Source organism: Verrucosispora sp. WMMD1129 (genome assembly GCF_029581255.1).
GTDB classification, from domain to species: Bacteria; Actinomycetota; Actinomycetes; order Mycobacteriales; family Micromonosporaceae; genus Micromonospora; species Micromonospora sediminimaris.
Window position 1 is genome coordinate 3516293 of record NZ_CP120741.1, and the last position, 23176, is coordinate 3539468.

Here is a 23176-nt window from a genome sequence, read left to right on the forward strand (position 1 = left end):
GGCACATGGGAGGATCCGCATGGAACTGACCAACGAATAAGGAGTACCCGTGGCCGAGGCTGTCTACGCCACCCTGCACACCAACGCCGGCCCGATCCGGCTGGAGCTCTTCGGCAACCACGCCCCGAAGACCGTCCGCAACTTCGTCGAGTTGGCCGAGGGCACCCGCGAGTACACCGACCCGCGGACCGGGCAGCCGGGCAGTGGTCCGTACTACGACGGCACCATCTCGCACCGGGTGATCAGCGGTTTCATGATTCAGATGGGTGACCCGACGGGCACCGGCCGGGGCGGGCCGGGCTACACCTTCGCCGACGAGTTCCACCCCGAGCTGCGGTTCGACCGGCCGTACCTGCTGGCGATGGCGAACGCCGGGCCCGGCACCAACGGCTCGCAGTTCTTCATCACCGTCTCGCCGACGCCGCACCTGAACAACCGGCACACCATCTTCGGGCAGGTAGCCGACGAGCAGTCCGCGAAGATCGTCGAGGCGATCGCCAACACCCCGACCGGCCCCAGCGACCGGCCGCTCCAGGACGTCGTCATCGAGCGCGTCGAGATCGAGCGCTCGGCCTGACCGGGCGTCTGCGGGCGGTGCCGAAGCGCCGGCTCGCCGTGCGGGTTCATGGTCTGGTCGACCAGATCGCCGAGTGCCAGCTCGGGCACGTCGACGGCGACCGGCGGCTTGCAGACTGGTCCGGACACCCCACCGGTGTCCGGACCAGTCTTCGCTCTGCGACGGCCGCCAGCACTTCGCCGGGTACGCCTCGACCCGCCTGAGTGGCGGCTCGGGGTACCTTTGCTCGCATGACTGAGCGCTCGGGTGTCTGGGGCCAGCGATGAGCGAGTCCCCGCCGACCACGCCGGCCTGCTACCGCCACCCCGGCCGGGAAACGTATGTCCGCTGCACCCGCTGCGACCGTTCGATCTGCCCGGACTGCATGAACGAGGCGTCCGTCGGGTTCCAGTGCCCGGAGTGCGTGTCGGAGGGACGCCGCAGCGTGCGTCCGGCGCGAACCGCCTTCGGTGGCGGGGTCGTCGGCCGACACGGTTACGTGACCAAGACCCTGATCGCCCTCAACCTGCTGGTGATGCTGGTCTCGATCGCCTCCGACCGGGGCGGGGACGCGGCGGCCGGCGGTAACGGCTTCGGCGGGCTGATGGGCGGCAGCACCCCGTTGACCGAGTGGGGTGCGGTGCTGGGCCGGGCGATGTTCCTCGACGGCACCATCGGCGGTGTCGCCGAGGGTCAGTGGTACCGCCTGATCACCGCGATGTTCCTGCACTACGGCGTGGTGCACCTGCTGCTGAACATGTGGGCGCTCTGGGTGCTCGGCCGCTCGCTGGAGGCGGTGCTCGGGCCGCTGCGGTTCGCCGCGCTCTACTTCATCGCCGGCTTCGGCGGCAACGTCGCGGTCTACGTGTTCAGCGCGCCCAACCAGATGTCGGCGGGAGCGTCGACCGCCATCTTCGGCCTCTTCGCGGCGATCTTTGTGATCATGCGACGCCTGGGTCGGGACACCTCGGCCATCCTCCCCATCCTCGTGATCAACCTGATCTTCACCTTCACCGTGCCGCAGATCTCCATCGCCGGCCACCTGGGCGGCCTGGTGTTCGGCGCGCTGATGGCGCTGGTGCTGGCCTACGCGCCGCGGTCGCGCCGGACCCTTGTGCAGTTCGGCGGCGGCGCGATCATCGTCGTGGCGCTGCTCGGGATGGCCCTGGTACGCACAGCCGCGCTGCTGGGCTGACCGCTGCCCGACACGGCACCGGCGATGCGGTCACATCGGCTGCCCAGGGCGTGGATCACCCGGGCCGCCGGGGCTTCCCGCCCGGGCGGTGCGCAACGCGTCGGCGACCTCGGCCGGATCGGCGCCGAGATCGAGGCGGCTGAACAGGTGCAGTGAATCGCCCGTGTCGATTTCCAGGGTCGGTCCGGCCAGTCCGCGCCCGGACCGGCGGTGCACCTGGATGGTCTCCACCATCGACCAGGGCAGATGCCGTCGACTCAGCAGCCCGGCCGGTACGGTGATGCCGGTCGGGTCCACCGCCAACCGCACCGGCGCGACCAGATCCCGCAGGCCCCACCCGGTGAGAACCGCTGCGGCCAACCCGCCGAGCACCGGCCGGAGCGGGTCACCCGCGGCGAGCAGGATCCCCAGGGCGAGCACGCTGGCTGCGGCAGCCAGCTTGAGGAACGGCAGGCCCAGGGGCACCCGCCACTGCTGTGCGATGGTGTCGTACGCCACGGCACCAGCATGCCAGCGCCGCCGGTCACCGGCATCAGCCGCGGAGCGCCGCCCGGCGTTCGCGTGGGCGGGGGCGTGGCGGTCGACCCGGGTGGGCGTAGGATCGGGACCAGCCCAAGTTACCGGGGAGTAAACATGAGTGACGCGGTTATCGTCGGTGCGGTGCGCACCCCGGTCGGGCGGCGCAAGGGCAGCCTGGCCACGGTGCACCCGGTGGATCTGTCCGCGCACGTCCTGCGTGCCCTCGCCGAACGCACCGGGATCGATCCGGCTCAGGTGGACGACGTGGTCTGGGGCTGCGTCTCCCAGGTCGGGGAACAGTCGTGGAACATCGCCCGGAACGCCGTACTGGCCGCCGGCTGGCCCGAGTCGGTGCCCGGCACCACCCTGGACCGGCAGTGCGGGTCCAGCCAACAGGCCCTGCACTTCGCTGCGGCCACCGTGCTCTCCGGTCAGGCGGACCTGGTCGTCGCGGGCGGCGTCGAGTCGATGACCCGGGTGCCGATGGGCTCCAGCGTGGCCGGTGGGATGCCGTTCAGCGAGCAGATTCTGACCCGCTACCGAGGGGTCGAGGGAGTCGCCGAGGACTCCCCGCTCCCCTTCAACCAGGGCGTCGGGGCGGAATTGATCGCCCAGCGGTGGCGCCTGTCCCGCACCCAGCTCGACGAGTTCGCGTTGACCAGCCACGAGAAGGCTGCCGCCGCGCAGGACGCGGGCGCGTTCGAGGCCGAAGTCGCCCCGGTGGCGCTCGCCGACGGCGGCAAGTTCGCGGTCGACGAGGGCATCCGGCGCGAAACCTCGCTGGAGAAACTGGGCGAGTTGCCCACTCCGTTCCGTCCCGACGGTGTGGTCACCGCCGGTTCGGCCTCGCAGATCTCCGACGGTGCCGCCGCACTCGCGGTCACCACGAGCGAGTGGGCCAGCCGGCACGGGCTACGCCCGCTGGCCCGGGTCCACACCGCCGTGGTCGCGGCCGACGACCCGGTCGCCATGCTGACCGCGCCGATTCCGGCCACCGCGAAGGCACTGCGTCGCGCGGGGCTGGGCATCGAGGAGATCGGGGTGTACGAGGTGAACGAGGCGTTCGCCCCCGTACCGCTGGCCTGGTTGGCGGAGACCGAGGCGGACCCGGAGCGGCTCAACCCGCGCGGCGGCGCGATCGCCCTGGGGCATCCGCTGGGCGGCTCCGGTGCCCGCATCATGACCACGATGCTCGCCCATATGCGCGACAACAACATCCGCTACGGCCTCCAGACCATGTGCGAGGGCGGCGGAATGGCCAACGCCACCATCCTCGAACTCCTCTAACCCCCCACCGATCCCGGTTGATCAAGGAGTTTTGGTCTCCGTTCGGCGCTCAGGCGACCAAAACTTCTTGATCAACTCGGTCGGGCGGGCCGGTGGGTGGGTGGGGTGGGGTGGAAATTGCAGAAAGCATGTCCGTCGGCCATGTCAGCGTGGGGGGAGGGTCGTTGGGCAGGTCATGGACGTCTTCTCCCGAACGTTCCTTCCGGCTGCGGCCGAGGCCGGCCTGGCGGTGCAGACCGCCAGTCGGCACATGCCGGTGTTCCGCCGTTGCGTGGGCTCCGGCGACGCCACCATCCTGGTAACCCGGTGCAGCCGGCCCGACCGACCGGTCGACGGGGATTACCTGCTGCTGCTCACCCACCGGAGGCTGGTGGTCACCCGGCAGACCCGGGTGCTGCATCGGCTTCGCCTGCACCTCAACACGGAGCTCCGCGAGCTGAGCCACGTCACCTGGAGCCCCGACCCGCGCCTGCACTGCGTGGAGCTGGCCGCCACCGCGATCGACGGCATCCGCGAGCGCTTCCTGATCCGTACCCAGCAGCCGAAGCAGGTGTGGCAGCTGGACGCGTTGCTCAATCACGCCTTCCGCACCCGCGTACGCAGCGCACAGCCGCGGATCGTGGCCACCGTCGCCGAGGCGCCCGTCGCCCGACCGGGTGCCTTCCAGCCCGTCGTGGCCCACTGACCGGGTCTTCTTACCGAATCCGAACACAGCCTGACGCTGCCGGGTCTCGTCGATCGGCAATCATGGCCCAGTGACCGCCGAGAATCCGCAACGCGGGCTGGTGCTCGTGGTGGAGGACGAACCGAGCATCGCCGACCTGGTCCGGCTCTACCTCAGCCGGGACGGCTTCGGCGTACACGTCGAACGGGACGGCAGTGCCGGCCTCGCGGCGGCCCGCCGGTTGCGTCCGGTGGCCTGCGTGCTGGACATCGCCCTGCCGGGGCTGGCCGGCACCGAGATCTGTCGTCGGTTGCGGGAGGCCGGCGACTGGACGCCGGTCATCTTCCTCACCGCTCGCGACGACGAGGTGGACCGTGTCGTCGGCCTGGAACTGGGCGCCGACGACTACGTCACCAAACCATTCAGCCCTCGCGAACTCGTCGCCCGGCTGCGGGCGGTGCTGCGCCGGGCCGCCGGCCCGCCAGGCGGCGTCGCGCAGCCCGTCGTGCTCGGCCGGGTCACCGTCGACCCCGACCGCAGGTCGGTTACCGCCGACGGCGTCCCGGTGCAGCTCACCTCCACCGAGTTCGACCTGCTGGCCCACCTGATGAGCCGGCCGGGCCGGGTCTTCTCGCGGGAGGAGCTGCTGGCCGCGGTCTGGGGATACGCGGCGCACGCCGGCACCCGCACCGTCGACGTGCACGTCGCGCAGGTTCGGGCGAAGCTCGGCGCGGCGAGCGTGATCCGGACCCATCGCGGAGTCGGGTACGCCGCCGATGGCTGACCGTCCCGGCCGTACGCTCACCGCGCGTGCGGTGCTGGTGACCTGTGCGGTGGCCCTGGTGTCGGTTCTGGTCACCGCGGTGGTCGCGGTGCCGGTGGCGGTCCGCGCTGCCGAGCGGCGGGACCGGCAGGCGCTCGCGGCGCAGGCCCAGGTCGCCGCCGAGCTGCTGCGGGCACGCCCCGGTCGGGTCCGGGAACTGGCCGGCGAGCGGTTGATCCGCCAACTCGGCAACCAGGGCACCACCATCTACCTGATCTCGGGTGGTGCTGTCGACCGTGCCGGCCTGCCTCCCCAGGTGGTGAAGCGGGTGTCCAACGGGCGGAATTTCTCCGGCCGGCGGCTTGTCGACGGGCAACGGGCACTCGTCGAGGGCCGGGCGCTGGCCGCCGGCGACGGCGTGGTGCTGACCCGTCCGCTCGGGGCGGGAGTGTGGCGTCAGGTGCTGCGCGGCCTCTGGCTGCCGCTGCTGGCTGGGCTGGCGGCAGGCGCGGTCGCGGGCCTCCTGCTCGCCCGGCGCCTGGCCCGGCCGATCCGCCGGGCGGCCCTCGTCGCGACCCGGCTGCGGGCCGGCGATCGCAGCGTCCGGGTGCCGGTCGAGTCGCCGGCCGAGGTGGCCGACCTGGCGTACGCGTTGAACGGGCTGGCCGCCGCGCTGGCCACGAGTGAGGGACGACAGCGGGAGTTCCTGCTCTCCGTCTCGCACGAACTGCGCACCCCGCTGACCGCGATCCGTGGCTACGCCGAGGCGCTGGCCGACGGGGTGATCGAATCGTCGGCGGCGGCCGACACCGGCCGGACCATGCTCGCCGAGGCGGAGCACCTGGACCGGTTGGTCACCGATCTGCTCGCCCTGGCCCGCCTGGAGGCGGTCGACTTCCCCCTCGAACCGGTGCCGGTGGATCTGGCCGGCCTGGCCGCTGACGCCGGTCGGACCTGGGCGGACCGGTGCGCCTCGGTAGGGGTGACGTTCCGGGTCGAGCTGCCGGGGCAGCCGGTGCCGGCGTACACCGACCCGGGGCGGATCCGACAGGTGATCGACGGCCTCCTGGAGAACGCGCTGCGGGTGGTGCCTCCCGGTGCGCCGGTGGTGCTGGCGGTCCGACCGGCCGGTGCCGACCCGGGCGCCGGTGGCGTGATCGAGGTTCGCGACGGCGGACCGGGGCTGACCGACGACGACCTGACGATGGCCTTCGAGCGCGGGGCGCTGCACCAACGCTACCGAGGGCTACGCAAGGTCGGCAGCGGGCTCGGGCTCGCGCTCGCCGCCGGCCTGGTCCGCCGGCTCGGCGGTGAGATAGGCGCCGGGCACGCGCCCGAGGGCGGGGCCGCGTTCACCATCCGGCTGCCGGGATTCCTTACCTGATCCGAACGTCGGCCTGACGGTCGGCGCATCCGGCGGGTCCAGGCTGGGTGCACGGATCCGCGCCGGCCGTGACGCGGCGCGACGAGATCCGGCAGACCGGCACCGACGAGAGGACGAGGAATGGCACGCAGGGGATCCTTCACCGCCACCGGCGCGCTGCTGGTGACGGTCGCGTTGGCCGCCGCCGGTTGCGGGGTGGGCCAGGCCGAGCGGGGCGCGATGCAGGAGAGCGCCGTCGAGGTGGTCGCCGCGATGGGCGCGGAGGGCCAGGCACTGGCCGCGCTCGGTCTCGACCCGGCAGAGCTGGATCCCGACGCGACCGTGGCCGCGCCGGTGGAGCCGACCCCGAGCGCGGCGAACAAGCGCAAGGAGCGGGTCGAGGAGTGGCGCAAGCGTCGGGCAGCCCGGGTGCTGCTGCGCAAGAACACCCTGCACGGCGACGTCGTGGTGCAGACCAAGGACGGCGGCACGAAGACCGTCTCCGTGCAGCGCGGCGAGGTGACCGACCTCGCCGACGACAAGATCACGGTCAAGTCGACCGACGGCTTCACCCGGACCTGGACCTTCACCGACGAACTGCGGGTGATCGAACGGCGCAAGTCGATCGCCGCCACGGACATCAAGGTCGGCACCAAGCTGGGCGTGGCCGGCACCGTGAACGGCGAGCAGGCACAGGCTCGCCTGATCGTCGTCCCGTTCAACCAGAAGTGACAGCGGACCCGCCGGACCCGGCGCGGTGATCGATGCGATCACCCCGTTGCCGGGCCCGGCGGGCCGGCCTGCCCGCGGCGTCAGTAGACCCGGGAGCCGATGAAGTCGTCCCGCCCGTACCCGACGGGCTGGGCGAACGACCGCGACTCGAACGACCACTGCTGCCGGGAACTGCTGGAGCAGTTGGCCAGGCGCAGTCGGGGGGTGCCGAGCAGCGGGTTGTCGAAGGCCAGGCAGAGGTTTGTGGCACCGGCGGCGCGGACCTGGTTGCCGGAGATGGTGAACTTCTGGTTGGTGCCGCCATGGCAGTCGTGGATGTTCACCGCCGTGCCCGACCGCAGCGAACCACCGGCCACGTCCAGGCAGCGGTCGTGGGAGAGCTCGGAGTGCAGCGACTGTCGGGTCGGGTCGTACCAGAAGCCCTGGTTACGCCCGCCATGGCACCGGTACGACTGCTGCGCCGTGCCGTTGCGTGAGTTGTACCCCTTGCCGTCCACGCAGGTGCCGGTGGCGGCGTTGCGCAGCTGCCGGAACTCCATAAGTCCGGGGTAGAGCTGGCCGTTTCCGGTGCTGGCCGGGTCGACGCAGGTGCCCTGCTGCTGGCCGGAGGCGTAGAACTGGGTGATGCACTGGGCGAACATGCCGTGTCCCCGGTAGTTCGGGTGGAACGACTGGCGGGCCGCGTTCTCGTCCCAGATCCCCACCTCGATGTAGAGCCCGCGTACCGAGGTGTTGTCGGTGCACACCTCGTGGCCGTGGAAGAGGCGGCTGGCGTCGAGGTAGCGGGTGCCGGTGTTGGCCGCCGCCGCCCGCAGCGCCGACTCGAACAGCGGCACCGCCTTGTTCCGGGCGAACGCGGCGTCGGCGAGGTAGAGCAGGCAGCCGCCCGAGTACCAGCCGGGGAAGTTCGGGTTGTCCTCCACGTCGGGGCTGGCCGGGCTGGAGTACGACATGAACACCAGTTCGTAGTCGGAGCCGAGGTAGCCGGCGTTCGTCATGGTCCGGCGGATGTCGGTGAGTGCCTCCTCGACGGCTCGGCGGCTGCCATCGGTGCGTACCGTCCACTGGTCGGTGTAGGTGGGCCAGCAGGGGCCCTGGAAGAAGACGCGGCGGACGGCGCAGTCGGTGGCGACCGGGCCGAACTGGATCGTGCCGTCGCCGTTCGCGCCGGCCACCACCCAGATCAGCTTGATGTGCGTGTTGCGTGCCTTGATCGCTAGATGGTCGCCCTGGTTCAACTCGTTGTGCTGGGTGGGACCGCCGACGATCAGATTCCACGGTGTGGCACCCGAGCAGGCGATGTTGTAGCGCTCGTCGGCGGCGATGCCGGTGCGGAAGACCGCCTGGTCGTACGAGCGGTCGCACCAGTTGCCCGGCTGGTGGGTGCCGGGTACGTAGTTGCCGACCCCCTCGCCGGAGATCTGGCTGTCGCCCATGGTGATCAGTGCGGTGCGGCGCTGGTCGAGCGGGCGGATGCCGGGAGCGCCGTAGAGCGCGGTGGCCTCGGCGGCGCGGATGGATTCGAGGTGGGCGGGGAGCGGCTGGACGGCGGGACGGTCGGCTGCGGCGGCGGGTGAGGCCGTGGCCAGCATCGGCAGGACGAGAGCGGTGGCGAGGACGGCGACCTCGGCAAGGCGCCGTCGAGGTGTCCGTTCACGCCTGGCGTGGGTACCAGACATCGACGCACTCCTTTCGGTCCGATCGCGGGACGTCGATCGGGTTACCGGACGGTAACGCGTGCGATGCAGGTATGTGAATACGTCTCGGAATACTTACGTGCTGCGCCGAACCGGGCTATTGGCCCCTTTTCCGCCCGGACCGCGCAGCGTGTCGCGCTGCCCGGTCACCGCCGCCTGCCGGTCACCGCCGGCTGCCCGGTCACCGCCGCTCGGGCAGGGCGTAGCCGACGTAGCTGCGGAACTCCAGCCGCCAGCCGGCGGGCAGCAGGTCGGTGCAGATTTTCCGGCTGCCGACACAGAGGATCGCGTCGACCGAGGCCGGATCGGCAGGTGGTCGGTCGTCCAGCACCGACTGGAGCGCCAGTAGTTCCGGCGGCGTGCCGTCCGCGTCGCGGAGCAGCAGCCACCAGGGGTACTCCCAGTCGTCGTTGCGCTGGGACAGCCCGATCCGGCGCGCGTCGGCGGCCCGGACCGCGTCGGCGGCCCACCGGTACTCATCCGCCCACTGTGGACGCCGCACGAACCGGCTCTCCCAGTCGGAAGTGGTGAAGACCGAGCCCGTGCCGACCAGCCGGCGCGGGAAGCCGTACGACACCGACAACACCCCGGCCAGTGCGCAGGTGGCCAGCACCATCACCGCGAGTCCGGCGGCGACGGGCCGTCTGCCGTAGCTGTCCGCCGGGCCACCGCGCCGATCGCGGACGCGGAAGCCGAGCTGACCCGAGCGACGGAAGAGCGCGTCGAGCCAGAGCCCGGCCAGCGGCACCGAGGCCGCCAGGGCATAGAGGATCAGGCGGTTCCCCCACGGCTGCCACTTGATCATCGCGGTGTGCAGCACCACGGCGACGACCACCACCAGGGCGTACCCGCGCAGCGCCCCCGCCGCGCCCGGACTGACCCGGGCCGGACGACGCAGCGCCGCCACCGCACCGATCAGTGCCAGCGCACCGGCCAGCGGGAAGGCAACCCGGTCCTCGTCGGGATACCAGGACGCGACCGGGAAGATCTCCCGCCCGAACGTGATCGCGCGGTCCTGCGGGTCGACCCCGATCAGTCCGGCCACCCCGATGATCGCCTCGGCGGACACCTCGCGCAGCGGTGCCAGCGGAGTGTCAAGTGCGGTGTGTGCGATCCGGAGCGCGTTCACCAGCACCGAGGGTGGGTCGTGCCGCTCCATCGGGACCGACTCGCGCAGCCGCTCCGGCCCGAGCGGGTGGCCGAACTCGGCGTACACCCGGCCCAGGAAGGGGCCGACCACCGCGGCGGCGACCAGCAGGATCAGGACCGAGGCACCGACGGTACGACTGATTCCGGCGACCGGAGTCCGGCGGTGCGTGGCCGGCCGGTAGGCGTACGCCAGGCGTAGTTGGCCCACCCCCCAGAGCACCAGCAGCGGACCGACCGCGAGCAGGCCACTGGTCTTGGTGACCGCGGTCAGGCCGGTGGCCGCCCCGAGGACCAGCAGGTCACCCAGGTGCGCACGGTGGCGCAGCCCGTCCAGCGCGAGCGTGCCGGCGCAGAGCACCCAGGCGGCGCAGACCAGATCGGTCTGGGTGCTGGTCGCCTGCAGCGTCACCATCGGTGTGCTGGCCAGCAGGAACACGGTGAGCAACTGGGCCCGCCGGCCGCCGCCGAGCTGCGCGGTCACCCGGGCGGCCGCGAGCAGGCAGACCAGTCCGGCGGCCCACTGCACCAGGTGGTGCAGCGCGTCGCCGTCGGTGAGCAGCCGCAGGTGCAGCAGCAGGTACTCGGCGCCCGGCGGAATGGTCACCTGGCGGTGGATCGCGGTCGCCCAGAACGTCAGGTCGCCCTGGGCCACCCAGCGTTCCACCTTGGGCAGGTGGTAGGTCTGCGAGTCGTAGTTGTTGGGTGCGGCCAGCAGGGCGATCAGCAGTTCGACAAGGAGCAGTCCGGCGACCGTACCGGCCAGCAGCCGCTCACCACGGCTCGCCGTACGCCAGAAGGCGCTGGCGGCGTCGCGCCAGCCGCCGGCCAGCGGTCGGTCCGGTCCGGACGGTGTCGACGGCCGGTCCGGTCCCACGGTGACCGTGGCGACCCGCGTGCTCGACGGCTCCGCGTGGACGCCCGCTGGTCCGGGCGGAATGGAGTGGGGGGAGTCCGGTGACGAGGCACCGGCACCTTCGACCGGGACCCTGGCAGGCACTTCGGCCTTGCGAGCCGTGGCGTCGGCCCGTCGGCGCCACCCGGCGGCCGCTGCCGCCACCGCGAGGAAGAGCAGCCAGGCCAGGCCGAAGGCGGGCGCGGTGAGCAGCCGCAGCGCGCCCAGCACCTCGACGGTGGTCACCGCGAAGGCACCGACGGCGAGGGTCGCCCGGAGCGCCGCGAGTCGCCGCGGCGCCGCGGTCTCCACGTTGCGTGGTCGTAACGCCACGCTGAGCAGAATGAGGGCGGCGACGGGAACCAGGACGAACGGGAAGCCGGCGGCCGACATGGCGGAAGTAAACACCATCAGCCTGAGTGCCCGGCCGTGGATCGCCATTGGTGGTCGTCGCCACTCGACTGACCTGCCGGGCTAGGCTATGGCCGAAACGTTACCCGCCCTCGTGGAGATTCCCGTGAAGCTGTCGATCCTCATGCCGGTCTACAACGAGGAAGAACGCATCGCGGATGCCCTCAAGCAGGCGCTGGCGGTCGAATACCCATGCGAGATCGAGCTCGTGGTGGTCGACGACGGCAGCCGCGACGGCACCGGGGAGATCCTCGGGCGCGCCGACGACGCCCGGCTGCGGGTCATCACGCACCAGCGCAACGCGGGCAAGGGCGCGGCCATCCGCACGGCGGTGGCCAACGCCGAGGGCGAGTACATGGTCATCCTCGACGCCGACCTGGAGTACGACCCACAGGACATCCCCAAGCTGCTCGCCCCGGTGCTGGACGGGCGGGCGACGGTGGTTTACGGCAACCGCACCTTCGGCAGCCACAGCGCCTACAGCTTCTGGTACGTGATGGGTAACAAGGGCGTCACCATGGCGGCGAACGTGCTGTTCAACTCCTACATCGGAGACCTGGAGACCTGCTTCAAGCTGATGCCCGTCGCGCTGTACCGCTCGCTGGACGTCCGATCCCGAGGGTTCGGCATGGAGGCCGAGGTGACCGGCAAGCTGCTGCGTCGCCGCATCCGGCCGTACGAGGTGCCGATCAGCTACCGGGCCCGGGGGCGCGAGGAAGGCAAGAAGATCACCTGGCGGGACGGCGTCGAGGCGATCTGGATCCTCGGCCGGGAGCGCACCCGCCGTAACCCCGACGCCTCGGCCCGCTGACCGTTCCGCCGGCTGCGACGGGACCGGCGCCGGTTGCGGCATGTCGGGCCGTACGTCGGCCTCGGAGACCGCGACATGCCGCGGACCGGCACGCGCTCAGACCAGCGCCGGCGACAGGAAATCGGTGATCGAGCGGCGTAGCCCGGTCGCGTCCAGCCCGTGCCACCGCGCGTGGTCCGCCGCCGAACCGTACCGCCGCAGTTCCTCGCGGCGGACCCCGAGCGCCAACAACCGGTGCGGCCGGTCGGCCAGCGCGTCCGAGACCAGCCGGGTCGAGGTGCCCGCCAGGTACGGCTCGACCAGGATCACCGCACTGTCCGCGAGCGCCCGCAGGCCGGTGGTGTCGAACGGGCGCGGGCGGTGGGTGTACGCCACGGTGACCGGCAAATCCGAGGTCGCGTCGAGGGCCGCGTCCAACGTGGGACCGACCGCGACCAGCAGCGCCGCCCCCGGGCCGGCGTCCCGGAGCACCCGCAGGTCGCCCGCTTCCGGGTACGCCTGCGCGTTGCTCTGGGTGGAGAGCCGCACGTATGCCGAGTCCTGGCCGCAGACCACGTCGCGCAGCAACCCGGGTACCTCGTCCCGATGGCCGGGGGCGTGCACCGTCCAGTTGTGCAGGGTGTCGACAAGTGCGACGTCCGCCGGGCCGAGGTGGGTGCGGCCTGCTGCCGCGCGGTCGTACGACGCCCCGACGCTGACCAGCACCGCGCCCACCCCTTGGTGGTCGAGGTCCAGCTTGATCTGCTCGTACGTCCGCTCCACGAGGAACGGCGCGTAGCTGTGCACGATGGGGCGCAGCCCGGTCAGTGCCAGGCCCCCCGCCACTCCCAACATGAGCTGCTCCCGGATGCCGACGTTGATCACCCGGTCGGGGTGTTGGGCGGCGGCCGGAGCGAACGCCGCGGCGGAGATGTCAGCCAGCACGATGACGGTCCGCGGGTCGTCCAGGAAGGCGGTTGTGGTGGCCACGAAGGTGTCCCGCACGATCACTCACCGTCCCTGACGAGCGCTACGACGGCGTGCGGCCGGTGGCCGTGGTGCCCGGTCAGCGCCGGGTGGAGGGCGTCCCGGTCCCGCCCGTCGACAGTCGCGGCGGTCCACCCGTTGACCGTGAACCGGGTGGCCACTCCGCCCGGCCAGCCGTGGGTGGCGGAGGAGTTGTCCACCACGATCGCGGTCAGATTGCCGAGGCCGACCGCTCCGGCGTACGCGATCGCCTCGTGGTTGGAGCCCTCGTCGAGTTCGGCGTCGCCGAGCAGCACGTACACCCGGGGTTCGGGCCGGCCCTGGGCGCGTAGCCCGAGGGCGGTACCGACGCCCAGCCCCAGGCCGTGCCCGAGCGAACCCGAGCCGATCTCCACGCCGGGGATCAGGGTGCGGTCGGGATGGTCGCCGAGCCGACTCGACGGCCCGCCCTGGTCGTCCAGCCAGTCAGGCGGGATGAAGCCCTTCGCGGCGAGCAGCGCATAGTAGCCAGCTACGGCGTGCCCCTTGGAGAGCAGGAAACGGTCGCGGTCGGGGTCGTCGACGGTCGCCGGGGTGATCCGCAGCACCCGGTCGTAGAGCACCTCGAGCACGTCGAGGGTGGACAGGACGTTGGCACCGAACTGCCGGCCGGCGCGAACGCGCTCCAGCAAGGCTGCGACCGGATCGCGCCCGTCGAGCGGCGCGGCGGCCTCGGCGACCCGGGCCGTGGTGGCGAGTGTGGTCATACGGATAGCCTGCAAGTTGAAGCGAGGTTCAACTCAAGGCGACGTGATGCAGGAAGCATTGACCATCGGTCAACTCTCCGCCCGCAGCGGGGTGGCACAGTCCGCGCTGCGCTACTACGAGCGGCTGGGGCTCATCCGGGCCGAGCGGACCAGCGGCAACCAACGCCGCTACCACCGCACTGAGCTGCGCCGGGTGGCGTTCATCCGGATCGCCCAGCAGGTAGGCATCTCGCTGGAGGAGATCCGGGCCGCGCTCGACTCGCTGCCGGCCGCCCGTACCCCCACCGCCGAGGACTGGGCCAAGCTCTCCACGACCTGGCGGGCCCGGCTGGACGAAAAGATCAGGTTGATGAGTCGGCTCCGCGACGACCTGGACGCCTGCATCGGTTGCGGCTGCCTCTCGCTGCGCCGCTGCACCCTCTACAACCCGGAGGACAATCTGGGCGGTGAGGGCCCCGGCGCCCGACTCGTACTGCCCGGCTAGTTTCCCGGGCCGGCTGCCCGTGTCGGTGGCCGGCACGTTATCAGGCTCAGCCGACGGTGAGCAGCACCTTGCCGACGTGCTCGTTCGACTCCACGAGCCGGTGCGCCTGCGCCGCGTCGATGATCGGCAGCCGCCGGTCGATCACGGGACGCACCCGGCCCGCCTCGACCAGCGGCCAGACCTGTTCGCGTACCCCGCGTACGATCGCGGCCTTCTGCTCCAACGGCCGAGAGCGCAGCGCGGTGGCCGCGACCGTGCCGCGCTTGGCCAACAGCGCACCCAGATCCAACTCACCCTTGCGGCCGCCCTGCATGCCGATCACCACCAGCCGCCCGTCGGCGGCCAGGGCGGCCACGTTCCGCCCCAGGTACGACGCGCCCATGATGTCCAGGACGACATCCGCGCCCCGGCCGTCGGTGGCCTGCCGAACCTCCTCGACAAAGTCCTGCTCCCGGTAGTCGACAAGCAGGTCGGCGCCCAGCTCACGCAGCCGCTCGTGCTTGGCGGCCCGTGCGGTCGCCACCACTGTCGCGCCGAGCGCGGCACCGAGCTGGATCGCGAACGTGCCGATTCCGCTGCCACCGCCGTGCACCAGCAGCGTCTCTCCCGCCGTCAGACGGGCCACCTGCACCACGTTCGACCAGACCGTGCACGCCACCTCCGGCAACCCGGCGGCGTCGACCAGATCGACGCCGGCCGGCACCGGCAGCAACTGCCCGGCGGGCACGGCCACCCGTTCGGCGTACCCGCCGCCCGCCAGCAGCGCGCAGACCTGGTCTCCCACCCGCACGCCGGCCACGTCGGGACCGGTCGCGCTGACCACCCCCGAGCATTCCAACCCGGGGTACGCGGGCGCGCCCGGCGGAGGCGGATAGTGCCCCTGCCGCTGCAACAGGTCGGCCCGATTCACCGCGGTGGCCCGCACGTCCACGACCACCTCACCCGGACCCGGCTGCGGGTCCGGCACCTCGCTCCAGCTCAGTACGTCAGGTCCGCCGGGCTCCGCAATGGTGATCGCTCGCATGGCCCAGTCTTACCCGATCCCGGGCCTACTCCACGTCGGCGACCCCGGGCCACCCCCCACCGCCAGTGGTCACGGCGCACCGGGTGGCTCGGCCGCTCGCTGACGTACGCGGCGTGGCAGACTAGGCACGGCCACGCACCGCGTGGTCCAGGAGGGTTCGCCTAGTGGCCGATGGCGCTGGTCTTGAAAACCGGTAAGGCAGCAATGTCTTCGTGGGTTCGAATCCCACACCCTCCGCCCACCTGCACCGCGAGCAGGATTCCCAGCGGCGGTCCGGATGCTCGTGGAGAGCGGCTCAGGCTGCCGTCAGGGCGGCCAAGGCGCGATCCATCGCGGCGTTGAACTCTTCCGGCCTCAGCGTCAGTCGGGACTTGACGTCCCGGCTCCACTGGTCAGCGAGGACCTCGGCGGATCCCGCCTCGACGCCGTCGAGCGCCGCGTCGGCCAGATCCGACGGTGCGATCTTGACCACGGGCCAGTCCGCGGACATGTCGGTGTCGGCGAGGCCGAGGTGGACCGCAGTCACGAGGGTGCCCTGCTCGGCGAGTTCCAGGCGAACGCCGTTGGTCATGGCCCACGCGGCGGCCTTGGTCAGGTGGTAGGCGTTGGCGCCCCTGACCCCGAACCACGACATGGCGGAGAGGACGTTGACGATCGCGCCCCCGCCGCTGCGGGCGAGCGCCGGCGCGAACTCCCGGATCATTCCCAGGTGGCCGAGCACGTTGGTTTCCAGCTCGTGCCGCACCGTGTCCAGTGAGCCGGTCACCAGGTCGGTGCCGGTCTGGATGCCCGCGTTGTTGACGAGCAGCGAGACGTCCGGGGCGGCCTCGGCGGCGGCGCGTACGGAGGCGGCGTCGGCGATGTCGAGCGGCAGCACCTCGACCCCGGGCAGATCGACGGTCTCCGGTCGGCGGGCTGTCGCGTAGACCTTGCGGGCGCCCCGTTCGAGCAGGCGCTTGGCGAAGGCGCGGCCCAGGCCGCGATTGGCTCCGGTGATGAGGGCAACCGAGTTGTTGATATCCATGCCCGCTACGCTAGAACCTGACGTTGACGTCAGAGGCAAGTGCTGCGCGTCAGCGCCGGAGTGAGAGGAGTCACCATGACCGCCACGGGGACCGCAGCCGAGCGGCTCATCCGCATCGGCGAGGTGGCGCGGGCCGCCGGCGTCTCGGTACGCGCCGTGCGCTACTACGAGCAGCAGGGGCTGCTCACCGCGGAGCGCAGCCCGTCCGGCCAGCGCCGCTACCGGCCGGAGGCCATCACCCTGGTGCGCTTCTTCCAGCAGATGTACTCAGCCGGCCTGACCAGTCAGCGGATCGCGGAACTGCTGCCCTGCTGGAAGGCCGGGCACACCGACGCCGAGCAGCGAGCCATGCTGCGCGCCGAGCGCGACCGCATCCAGGCCAAGGTCGACGACCTGCAGGCGGCTCTGGACCGCCTCGACGAGGTCATCGCGATCACCGACGAGCATCCGTAGGCGCTGCCGGTCGGGTCGTGCCAGCGACAAGGGGCGGCAGGTCGAGGTGACCCTCAGCCGCCTGAGCTGCTTTCCGGAGGGCGTTTCCGCTGCTCCTCGCGGATCTTCTCGTCGGCGAGCCGGTCCAGTGCCCGGCGGCGTTCGTCGCTGAGGGCCGCCTCGTCCCGTCGACGCACGGCATCGACGACGGCGGTGATGAAGTCACGCCAGACCCCGGCCAAGAGACTCCTTCGCTAGATGTTGCAGGGTGACAACCGCTGTGAGGTGCTCTCGGTTACGGCGGACTCGGGGCCGGTTCTGTCGAATGTCAGCGCGTCACAGGGTATGAAAGGGGCGCAGAACACCACTTCCACCGGAAGGACCTGTGTCGATGACCCTGGAACGTCCCATCGCTCCGGACCCGTACGAGCTGCTGCCGACCGTCGCCTCCTTCACGCTGACCAGTGAAGATGTGCGGAACGGTGAGCCGATGGACGCGGCTCACGCCCACGGCAGCACTGGTGGCGACAACGTCTCGCCGCACCTGGCCTGGTCGGGCTTCCCGGCGGAGACCAAGGGCTTCGTGGTGACCTGTTTCGACCCGGACGCGCCGACCGGCAGTGGCTTCTGGCACTGGGTGCTGGTCAACCTGCCGGCCGACGTGACGGAACTGCCACGCGGCGCGGCCGAACAGGACCTGAAGGGCGCATTCACCGTACGCAACGACTACGGGGAGCACGGTTTCGGCGGTGCCGCGCCGCCGCCCGGTGACCGCCCGCACCGGTACGTCTTCGCGGTGCACGCCCTCGACGTCGAACGTCTCGACGTCACCCCGGAGGCGACCCCCGCCTACGTCGGCTTCAACCTGGCCTTCCACACCCTGGCCCGAGCCACCACCCGCCCCACCTACCAGATCGCCGGCTGACCCGCCCCCATTCCCAGGTTGATCATGAGGTTGGCTCTGAAGTGCCGCCAACCTCATGGTCAACGGGGACGCTGCGTCGGGACCAGCCGGGGGTTGGTCAGCCGGGGGTACGGGCTACGGCGAAGACGGACTGGCCGAAGGGCGGTCGGACCAGCTGCTCGGCGGCCTTGGTGGCGGGGAGGACCAGGGTGTCGTAGACCTTCACCATCGGGCCCTCCTTCGGCATCAGCCGGAAGACCTTCGTGGCCATGAAGTAGCCGATCAGGCCGAGCGCGTTCGCGTAGTGGATCTTCTCCACCCGCAGGCCCGCCTCGGTCATCGCGTCGGCCAGGGTCTTCTTCGTGTACCGCCGGACGTGGCCGGTGGCGATGTCCGCCGGGCTCATCGCGAACTGGAACGCCGGCACGATGATCACGACGGCTCCGCCGGGCCGGACCAACTGGCCCATGCTGCGCAGCGCCCCGACGTGGTCCTCGATGTGCTCCAGCACGTTGTAGGAGACCGCAGCGCTGTAGTCGCCTTGCTCGGGGTTGGGCAGCAGCATCTGGCGTACCTCGATCGAGGGCCGGTCAGCCAGGCGCTCCTTGAGGGCCACCAGGCGGTCCGGGTCGGCCTCGGTGGCGGTGAACCGGGGGAAGTTCTCGCTCCACTCCAGGGCGTAGTCGCCGAGGCCGCTACCGATCTCGATGGGGTTGTCACCCAGGTAGGGCACGGCCAGCTCGACGAACCAGCGCCGGTGATTGACCGCCGTGGCGAGGCCCTCCAGGACCTCGGACTGCACGCGCTGATCCCCAGTGATTTCTGCCATGCGTCGATTCCTCACGATACGACTCGACCCGTGCCGGGACCGACTGAGTGAACCATCCGCCCGGACGGCGGGGATATCGGGGCCCGTGATGGCCGAATTAGCGGTCGGGGGTGGGGGTGCACGATCGGTGATAGCCAGAGAACTTGACCGATACTACGCCAGCGCCCCGAACCCTGCACGTTGACCACATGGGCCGACTACGCTGCGAATTGTTATGACTACTCCCGATTCGGGCCGACCTGACGCGCAGTCCGAGGCGGGAAGTGCCGCGGTCCAGTCGGGACGCGTACGGGGCGAGGGCGGCTCGGGGCGATGGAAGGATGCCCTGGCGGTGGCGAGCTTCGCCGCGTTCGGCTTCTGGGTCACCGGACGGATGTGGCTGAATCCTGGCGATGGTATTCGCGACAATCCGACCGACATGGCGCAATTCGAATGGATGTTCGCGCATGGTGCCCGGGTTGTCACGGAATTGGCCTATCCGTTCTCGTCGGACCGGATGAATGTCCCGGAATCCGTCAATTTGATAGCAAATACGTCTGTTCTGTCCGTATCGCTGCCGATGACTCCGATAACCCTGCTGTTCGGCACTCGGGCCGCGTTCCTGCTCTTTCTCACCCTCGGCATGATCGCCACCGCCACCGCCTGGTATTTCCTGATCTCCCGGGTGGTGGTGCCCGGTTCGCGCGGGCCGGCCTGGCTGGGGGCCGCCTTCTGCGCGTACGCCCCAGCCATGGTCTCCCACGCCAATGCGCATCCGAACATTGTGTCGCAGTACGTGGTGCCGCTGATCATCTGGCGTACCCTGCGGCTCGCCGAACCCGGGCGGTGGCTGCGCAACGGTCTGCTGCTGGCCCTGGTGATCGTCTGGCAGGCGTTTCTGAACCTGGAGATCCTGCTGATGACCGCGATCGGCCTCGCCGTGGTGGTCGTCGCGTTGGTGATCGGCCGGCCCGAGCTGCGGGCCCGGGTCCGACCGTTCGCCGCCGGGCTCGGGATGGCCGCCGTGGTCTCCGCCGTGCTGCTGGCCTACCCGCTGTACGTGCAGTTCTTCGGCCCCGGCGCCTACCACGGGCTGCCCTGGCTGATCCGGGGCTACTCCACGGACCTGGCCTCGTACTTCGCCTACTCCCGCGAGTCGCTGGCCGGTGACGCCCGCAGCGCCGCCGGACTGGCCAAGAACCCGACCGAGGAGAATGCCTTCTTCGGCTGGCCGCTGGTGATCCTCGTGGTGGCGCTGGTGTGGTGGCTGCGGCGCAGCGCCGTGGTGATCGGTCTGGCCGTGCTCGGGCTGCTCTTCGCGGTGCTCTCGCTCGGCCGGGAGATCCGCTTCGACCGTCGCGGAACCGGGGTGCCCGGGCCGTGGGCGCTGCTGGAGGACCTGCCGGTGCTGCACTCGGTGGTGCCGACCCGCTGGGCGCTGGCCATCACCCCGATCATCGGGCTGATCCTGGCGTACGGCGCGGCGAAGGTCCGCGAGTTGACGGCCCGGTATCCGGACCGCCGGTCGCAGATCCGCTTCGCGGCAGCGACCGGACTGGCGATGGCGCTGGTGCCGGTGCTGCCCACCCCGCTGCCGACGAAACGGCTCGAACCGGTGCCCGAGTTCGTCACCTCGGGTGCCTGGCGTCCCTACCTCACCGGTGGGCGCAGCGTGGTGACCCTGCCGCTGCCTGACACCGAGTACGCCGAGCCCTTGCGCTGGTCCGCCCGTACCCGCCAGGAGATGCCGATCGCTCGTGGCTACTTCCTCGGACCGGACACCCGGCCGGGCCGGAACCGGGTCGCCCTCTTCTCCGCGCCCCCGCGCCCCACCAGCACCTTCTTCGGCACCATCCGACGCACCGGCGAGGTGCCGCCGATCACCGAGTGGACCCGCCGGGAGGCGGTGGAGGACCTGCGGTACTGGCGGGCCGGCGTGGTGATCCTTGGGCCGCACGAACACGCCGGCGCCCTGCGTACCGGGATGACCGAGCTGACCGGCATCGAACCCGGATACGCCGGTGGTGTCTGGATCTGGGACGTGCGCCCGCTGACGGGATGAGTGACGGGCCGACTCAGCTGCGGATGCAGCAGCCCTGGCAGACCTTCGGCTGGGGCAGGGTGAAGGCCAGGCAGCAGGTGCGGCGCTGCACGATCGGCTCGCCGTTCGGGCCGGGCACCAGCTCCACCAGGTCGGCCAGGCCGAGCGCGTCGAGCAGCGTGTCGATCGCCTCGACCGCAGAACCGGGCAAGCCGTCGGCGGCCCGCAGCAGCCCGTGGGCGACGCCGGACGCCACCGAGCCGAGGAGGGTGCGGGCACCGATGCGGACCTCGCCCTGGATCGCGGAGATCACCGGCGACAGGTGCCCGTCCAGCAGCGTGGCGCGCAGTGCGGCGAGCAACTCCCGCTCGTCGGCCACCACTCGGACCTGGGGCAGCCCGGCGAGCGCCAGCGGATCGTTGGGCAGCACCGCGACCGGGATCGACTCGCGTAGGCCGACGGTCACCAGGGCGCGCCGATCGGCGAAGTGGATCAGTGCCTCGGTGTGGTCGAGCAGCGGCACTCGCCGAGCGGCGGCCCAGCCGAGCACCACCGGGAGCGCCGCCCAGTAGCTGTACGCCTTCCAGGCGAGCGCGGCGGAGGCGTGTGGGGTGCCACCCCACAGCCGGACCGCCGATTCGAGTAGCTCTGGCAGTCGCGTGCCGGTCAGGGCGGTCGCCGGGGCCCAACCGGCCTCGTCGGCGACCAGCAGGCCCGGGGCCAGCCCGGGAAGGTCGTCGGTGCCGAACATGGCCCGCAGGGTCGCGGTGACCGGCGTCAGGGGTGTGGCGGCTGGATCCCGAAGGGGCAGCACCGCTGTCACCTGATCCACCCCCGCGTCACCTGACCCACTCGATCCGAAGCGTCCATGGTCGTACTAAGGCTAGCCTAACCACACTTTCGGGCGCAGGGGAACCCGACGGTGGGGTGAGGCGGGCAACCCGGGTCGCGGGCGGGGGGAAAACTACTGTCGGTGTCGGCCTGGAGACTCGGGGCAGTATCGGTATGAAACGTTCATCAGTCAAGGTTCTTGTCGACTAGGTGCCAGATGTGTGTGTGGCCGGCGACTCAACGTGAAACTTGGTACTCCCGGCCACGAGGAAGCTGATGACGACCTCACCGCTCGATCGGGCTGCCGACTCCTTCGCCGCCGAACTCGCCCGGCACCGAACGGAGCGGGGGCTGTCCAAAAAACAACTGGCCACCCTGATGGGCTTCGACCCCTCGTACGTCAGTCACGTCGAGGGACGCCGGCACCGACCGACGGAGGACTTCGCCCGTCGCGCCGAGGCCGTCCTGGAGGCCAGCGGCGCGATCTGGCAGCGCTTCCGCGAGTACGACGACCTTCGCCACGCCCGCAGCGACCGTAACCACCGGGAAGCCAGCCTGCCCGGCCAGTGGATGCCGCCCGGCACCGGTCTGATCGTCGAACGCGAGACGGCCGTGCTCACCCACACCGACGACGCCTACCGCTGCGTCATCCGGCGTGAGCTGTACAACGCCGGTGTCGAGCCGGTCACCCGATACCTGATCCGGGTGGCCGTCGACCGTTACCCCAGCGACCCGGGCCGCTCAAACCGCCACCACCGGGAACACCCGCTCAGCTTCGCCGAACTGCAACTGGTCGCCTGCCGCGAGGAGTCCGGCGAGCGGGAGACCATGCACTGGCGCGCCAAGCACGACCGGGACGCGTTCAAGGAGATCTGGCTGCTCTTCGAGAACGGTGAACGTCGCTTCCCGCTCTACCCCGGCCGCCGCGCCACCATCGAGTACGCGTACACCGTCGGGCGGGACAAGTGGGGGCCGTGGTTCCAGCGCGCGGTCCGCGTACCGACCCGGCACCTCGCCGTACGCCTGGACCTGCCGGTGGCCCTGGACCCGCAGGTCTGGGGCGCGGAGACCTCGCTCTCGGCGGAGGAGGGCCCGCTGCGGACGGCGGTGACCCGCCGCGACGAGGGCGACCGGGCGATCTTCGACTGGGCAACCGACGAGCCACCGCTGAACGCCAGGTACCGCTTGCAGTGGCGATTCCGGGCCCAACCGGAGCCCGAGGCGGAGGGTGGGCGCGTCCGACCGTCGGACCGGATGCGTGGGCTCGGCATCGTGCAGCGCGGCGCCGATCTGCTGCGCCAGCCGGCCCGCCCGTTCGACCTGCCGCGCGAGGAACCGCTCGCCCGGGAGATCGTCGACCGGTTGATCACCGCGTTGGCCCGGCTGGACGAACTGCACCCCTTCACCAAGGGGGTGGGAATCGCCGCCCCGCAGCTCGACATCGACCGAGCCGCCGCGGTGGTCCGTCCGCCGGACCGCACCGCCGAGCCCGTCGTGCTGCTCAATCCTCGGGTGGTCGATGCGGCACCACACACCGACGAACAGTACGAGGGGTGCCTCTCCTTCTTCGACCATCGCGGGCTGGTGCCGCGACCGCTACGACTGGACGTGGAACACGCGCAGTTCGACGGCGGTCGGATCATCACCTCCTTCGAATTCGGCATGGCCCGGCTGGTCGCACATGAGATCGACCATCTGGAGGGCCGGCTCTACGTCGACCGGATGGCACCCGGAGTGCCGCTGGTGCCGATCGAGGAGTACCGCGAATCCGGCCACCCGTGGCGCTACTGACCGGGCACGACTCCGGGGCGCGACCCCGCCCGCCCGGGTGGGAACGACGGCCGGACGGACGAGGTGGCGCGGGGCGGTGCCGGTCC

At 71.1% G+C, this 23176-nt stretch carries 22 protein-coding genes, 1 tRNA gene and 1 pseudogene; 14 read left to right on the forward strand and 10 right to left on the reverse strand.

The window, feature by feature from the left end; genetic code table 11:
* Nucleotides 1–49 precede the first annotated feature (49 nt).
* Entirely contained in the window at nucleotides 50–577 is a 528-nt protein-coding gene (locus tag O7624_RS16370; protein ID WP_093410764.1) for a peptidylprolyl isomerase, read from the forward strand.
* 262 nt (nucleotides 578–839) lie between these two features.
* On the forward strand, nucleotides 840–1751 hold the full coding sequence (locus O7624_RS16375; protein WP_093410762.1) for a rhomboid family intramembrane serine protease: 912 nt from the start codon (nucleotides 840–842) through the stop codon (nucleotides 1749–1751).
* A 30-nt stretch (nucleotides 1752–1781) separates the two neighbouring features.
* Here the strand turns inward: O7624_RS16375 and O7624_RS16380 are convergent, their stop codons facing one another.
* Nucleotides 1782–2249, reverse strand: a complete 468-nt coding sequence (locus O7624_RS16380; RefSeq protein WP_282236401.1) for a PH domain-containing protein — start codon at nucleotides 2247–2249, stop codon at nucleotides 1782–1784.
* Between the two features lie 135 nt (nucleotides 2250–2384).
* On the opposite strand from O7624_RS16380, the gene O7624_RS16385 reads away from it, so the two are divergent.
* The 5 genes and pseudogenes from O7624_RS16385 (at nucleotide 2385) to O7624_RS16405 (ending at nucleotide 7079) form a co-directional block, all read left to right on the forward strand.
* A complete protein-coding gene (locus tag O7624_RS16385) occupies nucleotides 2385–3557 on the forward strand; it encodes an acetyl-CoA C-acyltransferase (RefSeq protein ID WP_282236402.1) in 1173 nt (390 codons plus the stop codon).
* 175 nt (nucleotides 3558–3732) lie between these two features.
* Nucleotides 3733–4242, forward strand: a complete 510-nt coding sequence (locus tag O7624_RS16390; RefSeq protein ID WP_282236403.1) for a hypothetical protein — start codon at nucleotides 3733–3735, stop codon at nucleotides 4240–4242.
* A 70-nt stretch (nucleotides 4243–4312) separates the two neighbouring features.
* Nucleotides 4313–5005, forward strand: coding sequence for a response regulator transcription factor (locus tag O7624_RS16395; protein WP_093410756.1), 693 nt, complete (start codon nucleotides 4313–4315; stop codon nucleotides 5003–5005).
* Nucleotides 4998–6385: pseudogene (locus tag O7624_RS16400) on the forward strand (HAMP domain-containing sensor histidine kinase). Before O7624_RS16395 ends, O7624_RS16400 begins: the two are co-directional and overlap by 8 nt.
* Nucleotides 6386–6587: 202 nt before the next feature.
* The gene (locus O7624_RS16405) at nucleotides 6588–7079 is read left to right on the forward strand and encodes a hypothetical protein (protein ID WP_232511466.1); all 492 of its coding nucleotides are present in this window, start codon (nucleotides 6588–6590) and stop codon (nucleotides 7077–7079) included.
* Nucleotides 7080–7159: 80 nt separating this feature from the next.
* On the opposite strand, the gene O7624_RS16410 is transcribed toward O7624_RS16405, so the two are convergent.
* On the reverse strand, nucleotides 7160–8758 hold the full coding sequence (locus tag O7624_RS16410; RefSeq protein WP_282236404.1) for a ricin-type beta-trefoil lectin domain protein: 1599 nt from the start codon (nucleotides 8756–8758) through the stop codon (nucleotides 7160–7162).
* Between the two features lie 199 nt (nucleotides 8759–8957).
* Nucleotides 8958–11228, reverse strand: a complete 2271-nt coding sequence (locus O7624_RS16415; RefSeq protein ID WP_282236405.1) for a hypothetical protein — start codon at nucleotides 11226–11228, stop codon at nucleotides 8958–8960.
* 106 nt (nucleotides 11229–11334) lie between these two features.
* On the opposite strand from O7624_RS16415, the gene O7624_RS16420 reads away from it, so the two are divergent.
* Entirely contained in the window at nucleotides 11335–12039 is a 705-nt protein-coding gene (locus tag O7624_RS16420) for a glycosyltransferase family 2 protein (RefSeq protein WP_093410897.1), read from the forward strand.
* Between the two features lie 96 nt (nucleotides 12040–12135).
* Here O7624_RS16420 and O7624_RS16425 read toward each other — a convergent pair whose 3' ends face one another.
* Nucleotides 12136–13023, reverse strand: coding sequence for a transketolase (locus O7624_RS16425; protein ID WP_282240655.1), 888 nt, complete (start codon nucleotides 13021–13023; stop codon nucleotides 12136–12138).
* 2 nt (nucleotides 13024–13025) lie between these two features.
* Nucleotides 13026–13751, reverse strand: a complete 726-nt coding sequence (locus O7624_RS16430; protein WP_282236406.1) for a transketolase — start codon at nucleotides 13749–13751, stop codon at nucleotides 13026–13028.
* A 46-nt stretch (nucleotides 13752–13797) separates the two neighbouring features.
* Here O7624_RS16430 and soxR point away from each other — a divergent pair, with 46 nt between their 5' ends.
* Nucleotides 13798–14235 carry a redox-sensitive transcriptional activator SoxR gene (gene soxR / locus O7624_RS16435; RefSeq protein ID WP_282236407.1) on the forward strand — a complete coding sequence of 146 codons (438 nt, stop codon included), beginning with the start codon at nucleotides 13798–13800 and terminating at the stop codon, nucleotides 14233–14235.
* Nucleotides 14236–14281: 46 nt separating this feature from the next.
* On the opposite strand, the gene O7624_RS16440 is transcribed toward soxR, so the two are convergent.
* Nucleotides 14282–15259 carry an NAD(P)H-quinone oxidoreductase gene (locus O7624_RS16440; RefSeq protein WP_282236408.1) on the reverse strand — a complete coding sequence of 326 codons (978 nt, stop codon included), beginning with the start codon at nucleotides 15257–15259 and terminating at the stop codon, nucleotides 14282–14284.
* Nucleotides 15260–15409: 150 nt separating this feature from the next.
* Here O7624_RS16440 and O7624_RS16445 point away from each other — a divergent pair.
* A tRNA-Ser gene (locus O7624_RS16445) sits at nucleotides 15410–15496 on the forward strand.
* Nucleotides 15497–15554: 58 nt separating this feature from the next.
* On the opposite strand, the gene O7624_RS16450 is transcribed toward O7624_RS16445, so the two are convergent.
* Entirely contained in the window at nucleotides 15555–16283 is a 729-nt protein-coding gene (locus O7624_RS16450; protein WP_282236409.1) for an SDR family oxidoreductase, read from the reverse strand.
* A 75-nt stretch (nucleotides 16284–16358) separates the two neighbouring features.
* Between O7624_RS16450 and O7624_RS16455 the strand changes: the two genes are divergently transcribed.
* Complete coding sequence (locus tag O7624_RS16455) at nucleotides 16359–16736, forward strand: MerR family transcriptional regulator (RefSeq protein ID WP_282236410.1); 378 nt, start codon at nucleotides 16359–16361, stop codon at nucleotides 16734–16736.
* Nucleotides 16737–16789: 53 nt separating this feature from the next.
* Here O7624_RS16455 and O7624_RS16460 read toward each other — a convergent pair whose 3' ends face one another.
* Nucleotides 16790–16957, reverse strand: a complete 168-nt coding sequence (locus tag O7624_RS16460) for a hypothetical protein (protein WP_282236411.1) — start codon at nucleotides 16955–16957, stop codon at nucleotides 16790–16792.
* Between the two features lie 149 nt (nucleotides 16958–17106).
* On the opposite strand from O7624_RS16460, the gene O7624_RS16465 reads away from it, so the two are divergent.
* The gene (locus O7624_RS16465; RefSeq protein ID WP_282236412.1) at nucleotides 17107–17640 is read left to right on the forward strand and encodes a YbhB/YbcL family Raf kinase inhibitor-like protein; all 534 of its coding nucleotides are present in this window, start codon (nucleotides 17107–17109) and stop codon (nucleotides 17638–17640) included.
* 97 nt (nucleotides 17641–17737) lie between these two features.
* On the opposite strand, the gene O7624_RS16470 is transcribed toward O7624_RS16465, so the two are convergent.
* Entirely contained in the window at nucleotides 17738–18448 is a 711-nt protein-coding gene (locus tag O7624_RS16470; protein WP_282236413.1) for a class I SAM-dependent methyltransferase, read from the reverse strand.
* Between the two features lie 214 nt (nucleotides 18449–18662).
* Here O7624_RS16470 and O7624_RS16475 point away from each other — a divergent pair, with 214 nt between their 5' ends.
* Nucleotides 18663–20489, forward strand: a complete 1827-nt coding sequence (locus O7624_RS16475) for a hypothetical protein (RefSeq protein WP_282236414.1) — start codon at nucleotides 18663–18665, stop codon at nucleotides 20487–20489.
* Between the two features lie 13 nt (nucleotides 20490–20502).
* Here O7624_RS16475 and O7624_RS16480 read toward each other — a convergent pair whose 3' ends face one another.
* Entirely contained in the window at nucleotides 20503–21219 is a 717-nt protein-coding gene (locus O7624_RS16480; RefSeq protein ID WP_282240656.1) for a hypothetical protein, read from the reverse strand.
* A gap of 356 nt (nucleotides 21220–21575) precedes the next feature.
* Here O7624_RS16480 and O7624_RS16485 point away from each other — a divergent pair, with 356 nt between their 5' ends.
* Complete coding sequence (locus tag O7624_RS16485; RefSeq protein WP_282236415.1) at nucleotides 21576–23090, forward strand: peptide deformylase; 1515 nt, start codon at nucleotides 21576–21578, stop codon at nucleotides 23088–23090.
* Nucleotides 23091–23176: the final 86 nt, after the last annotated feature.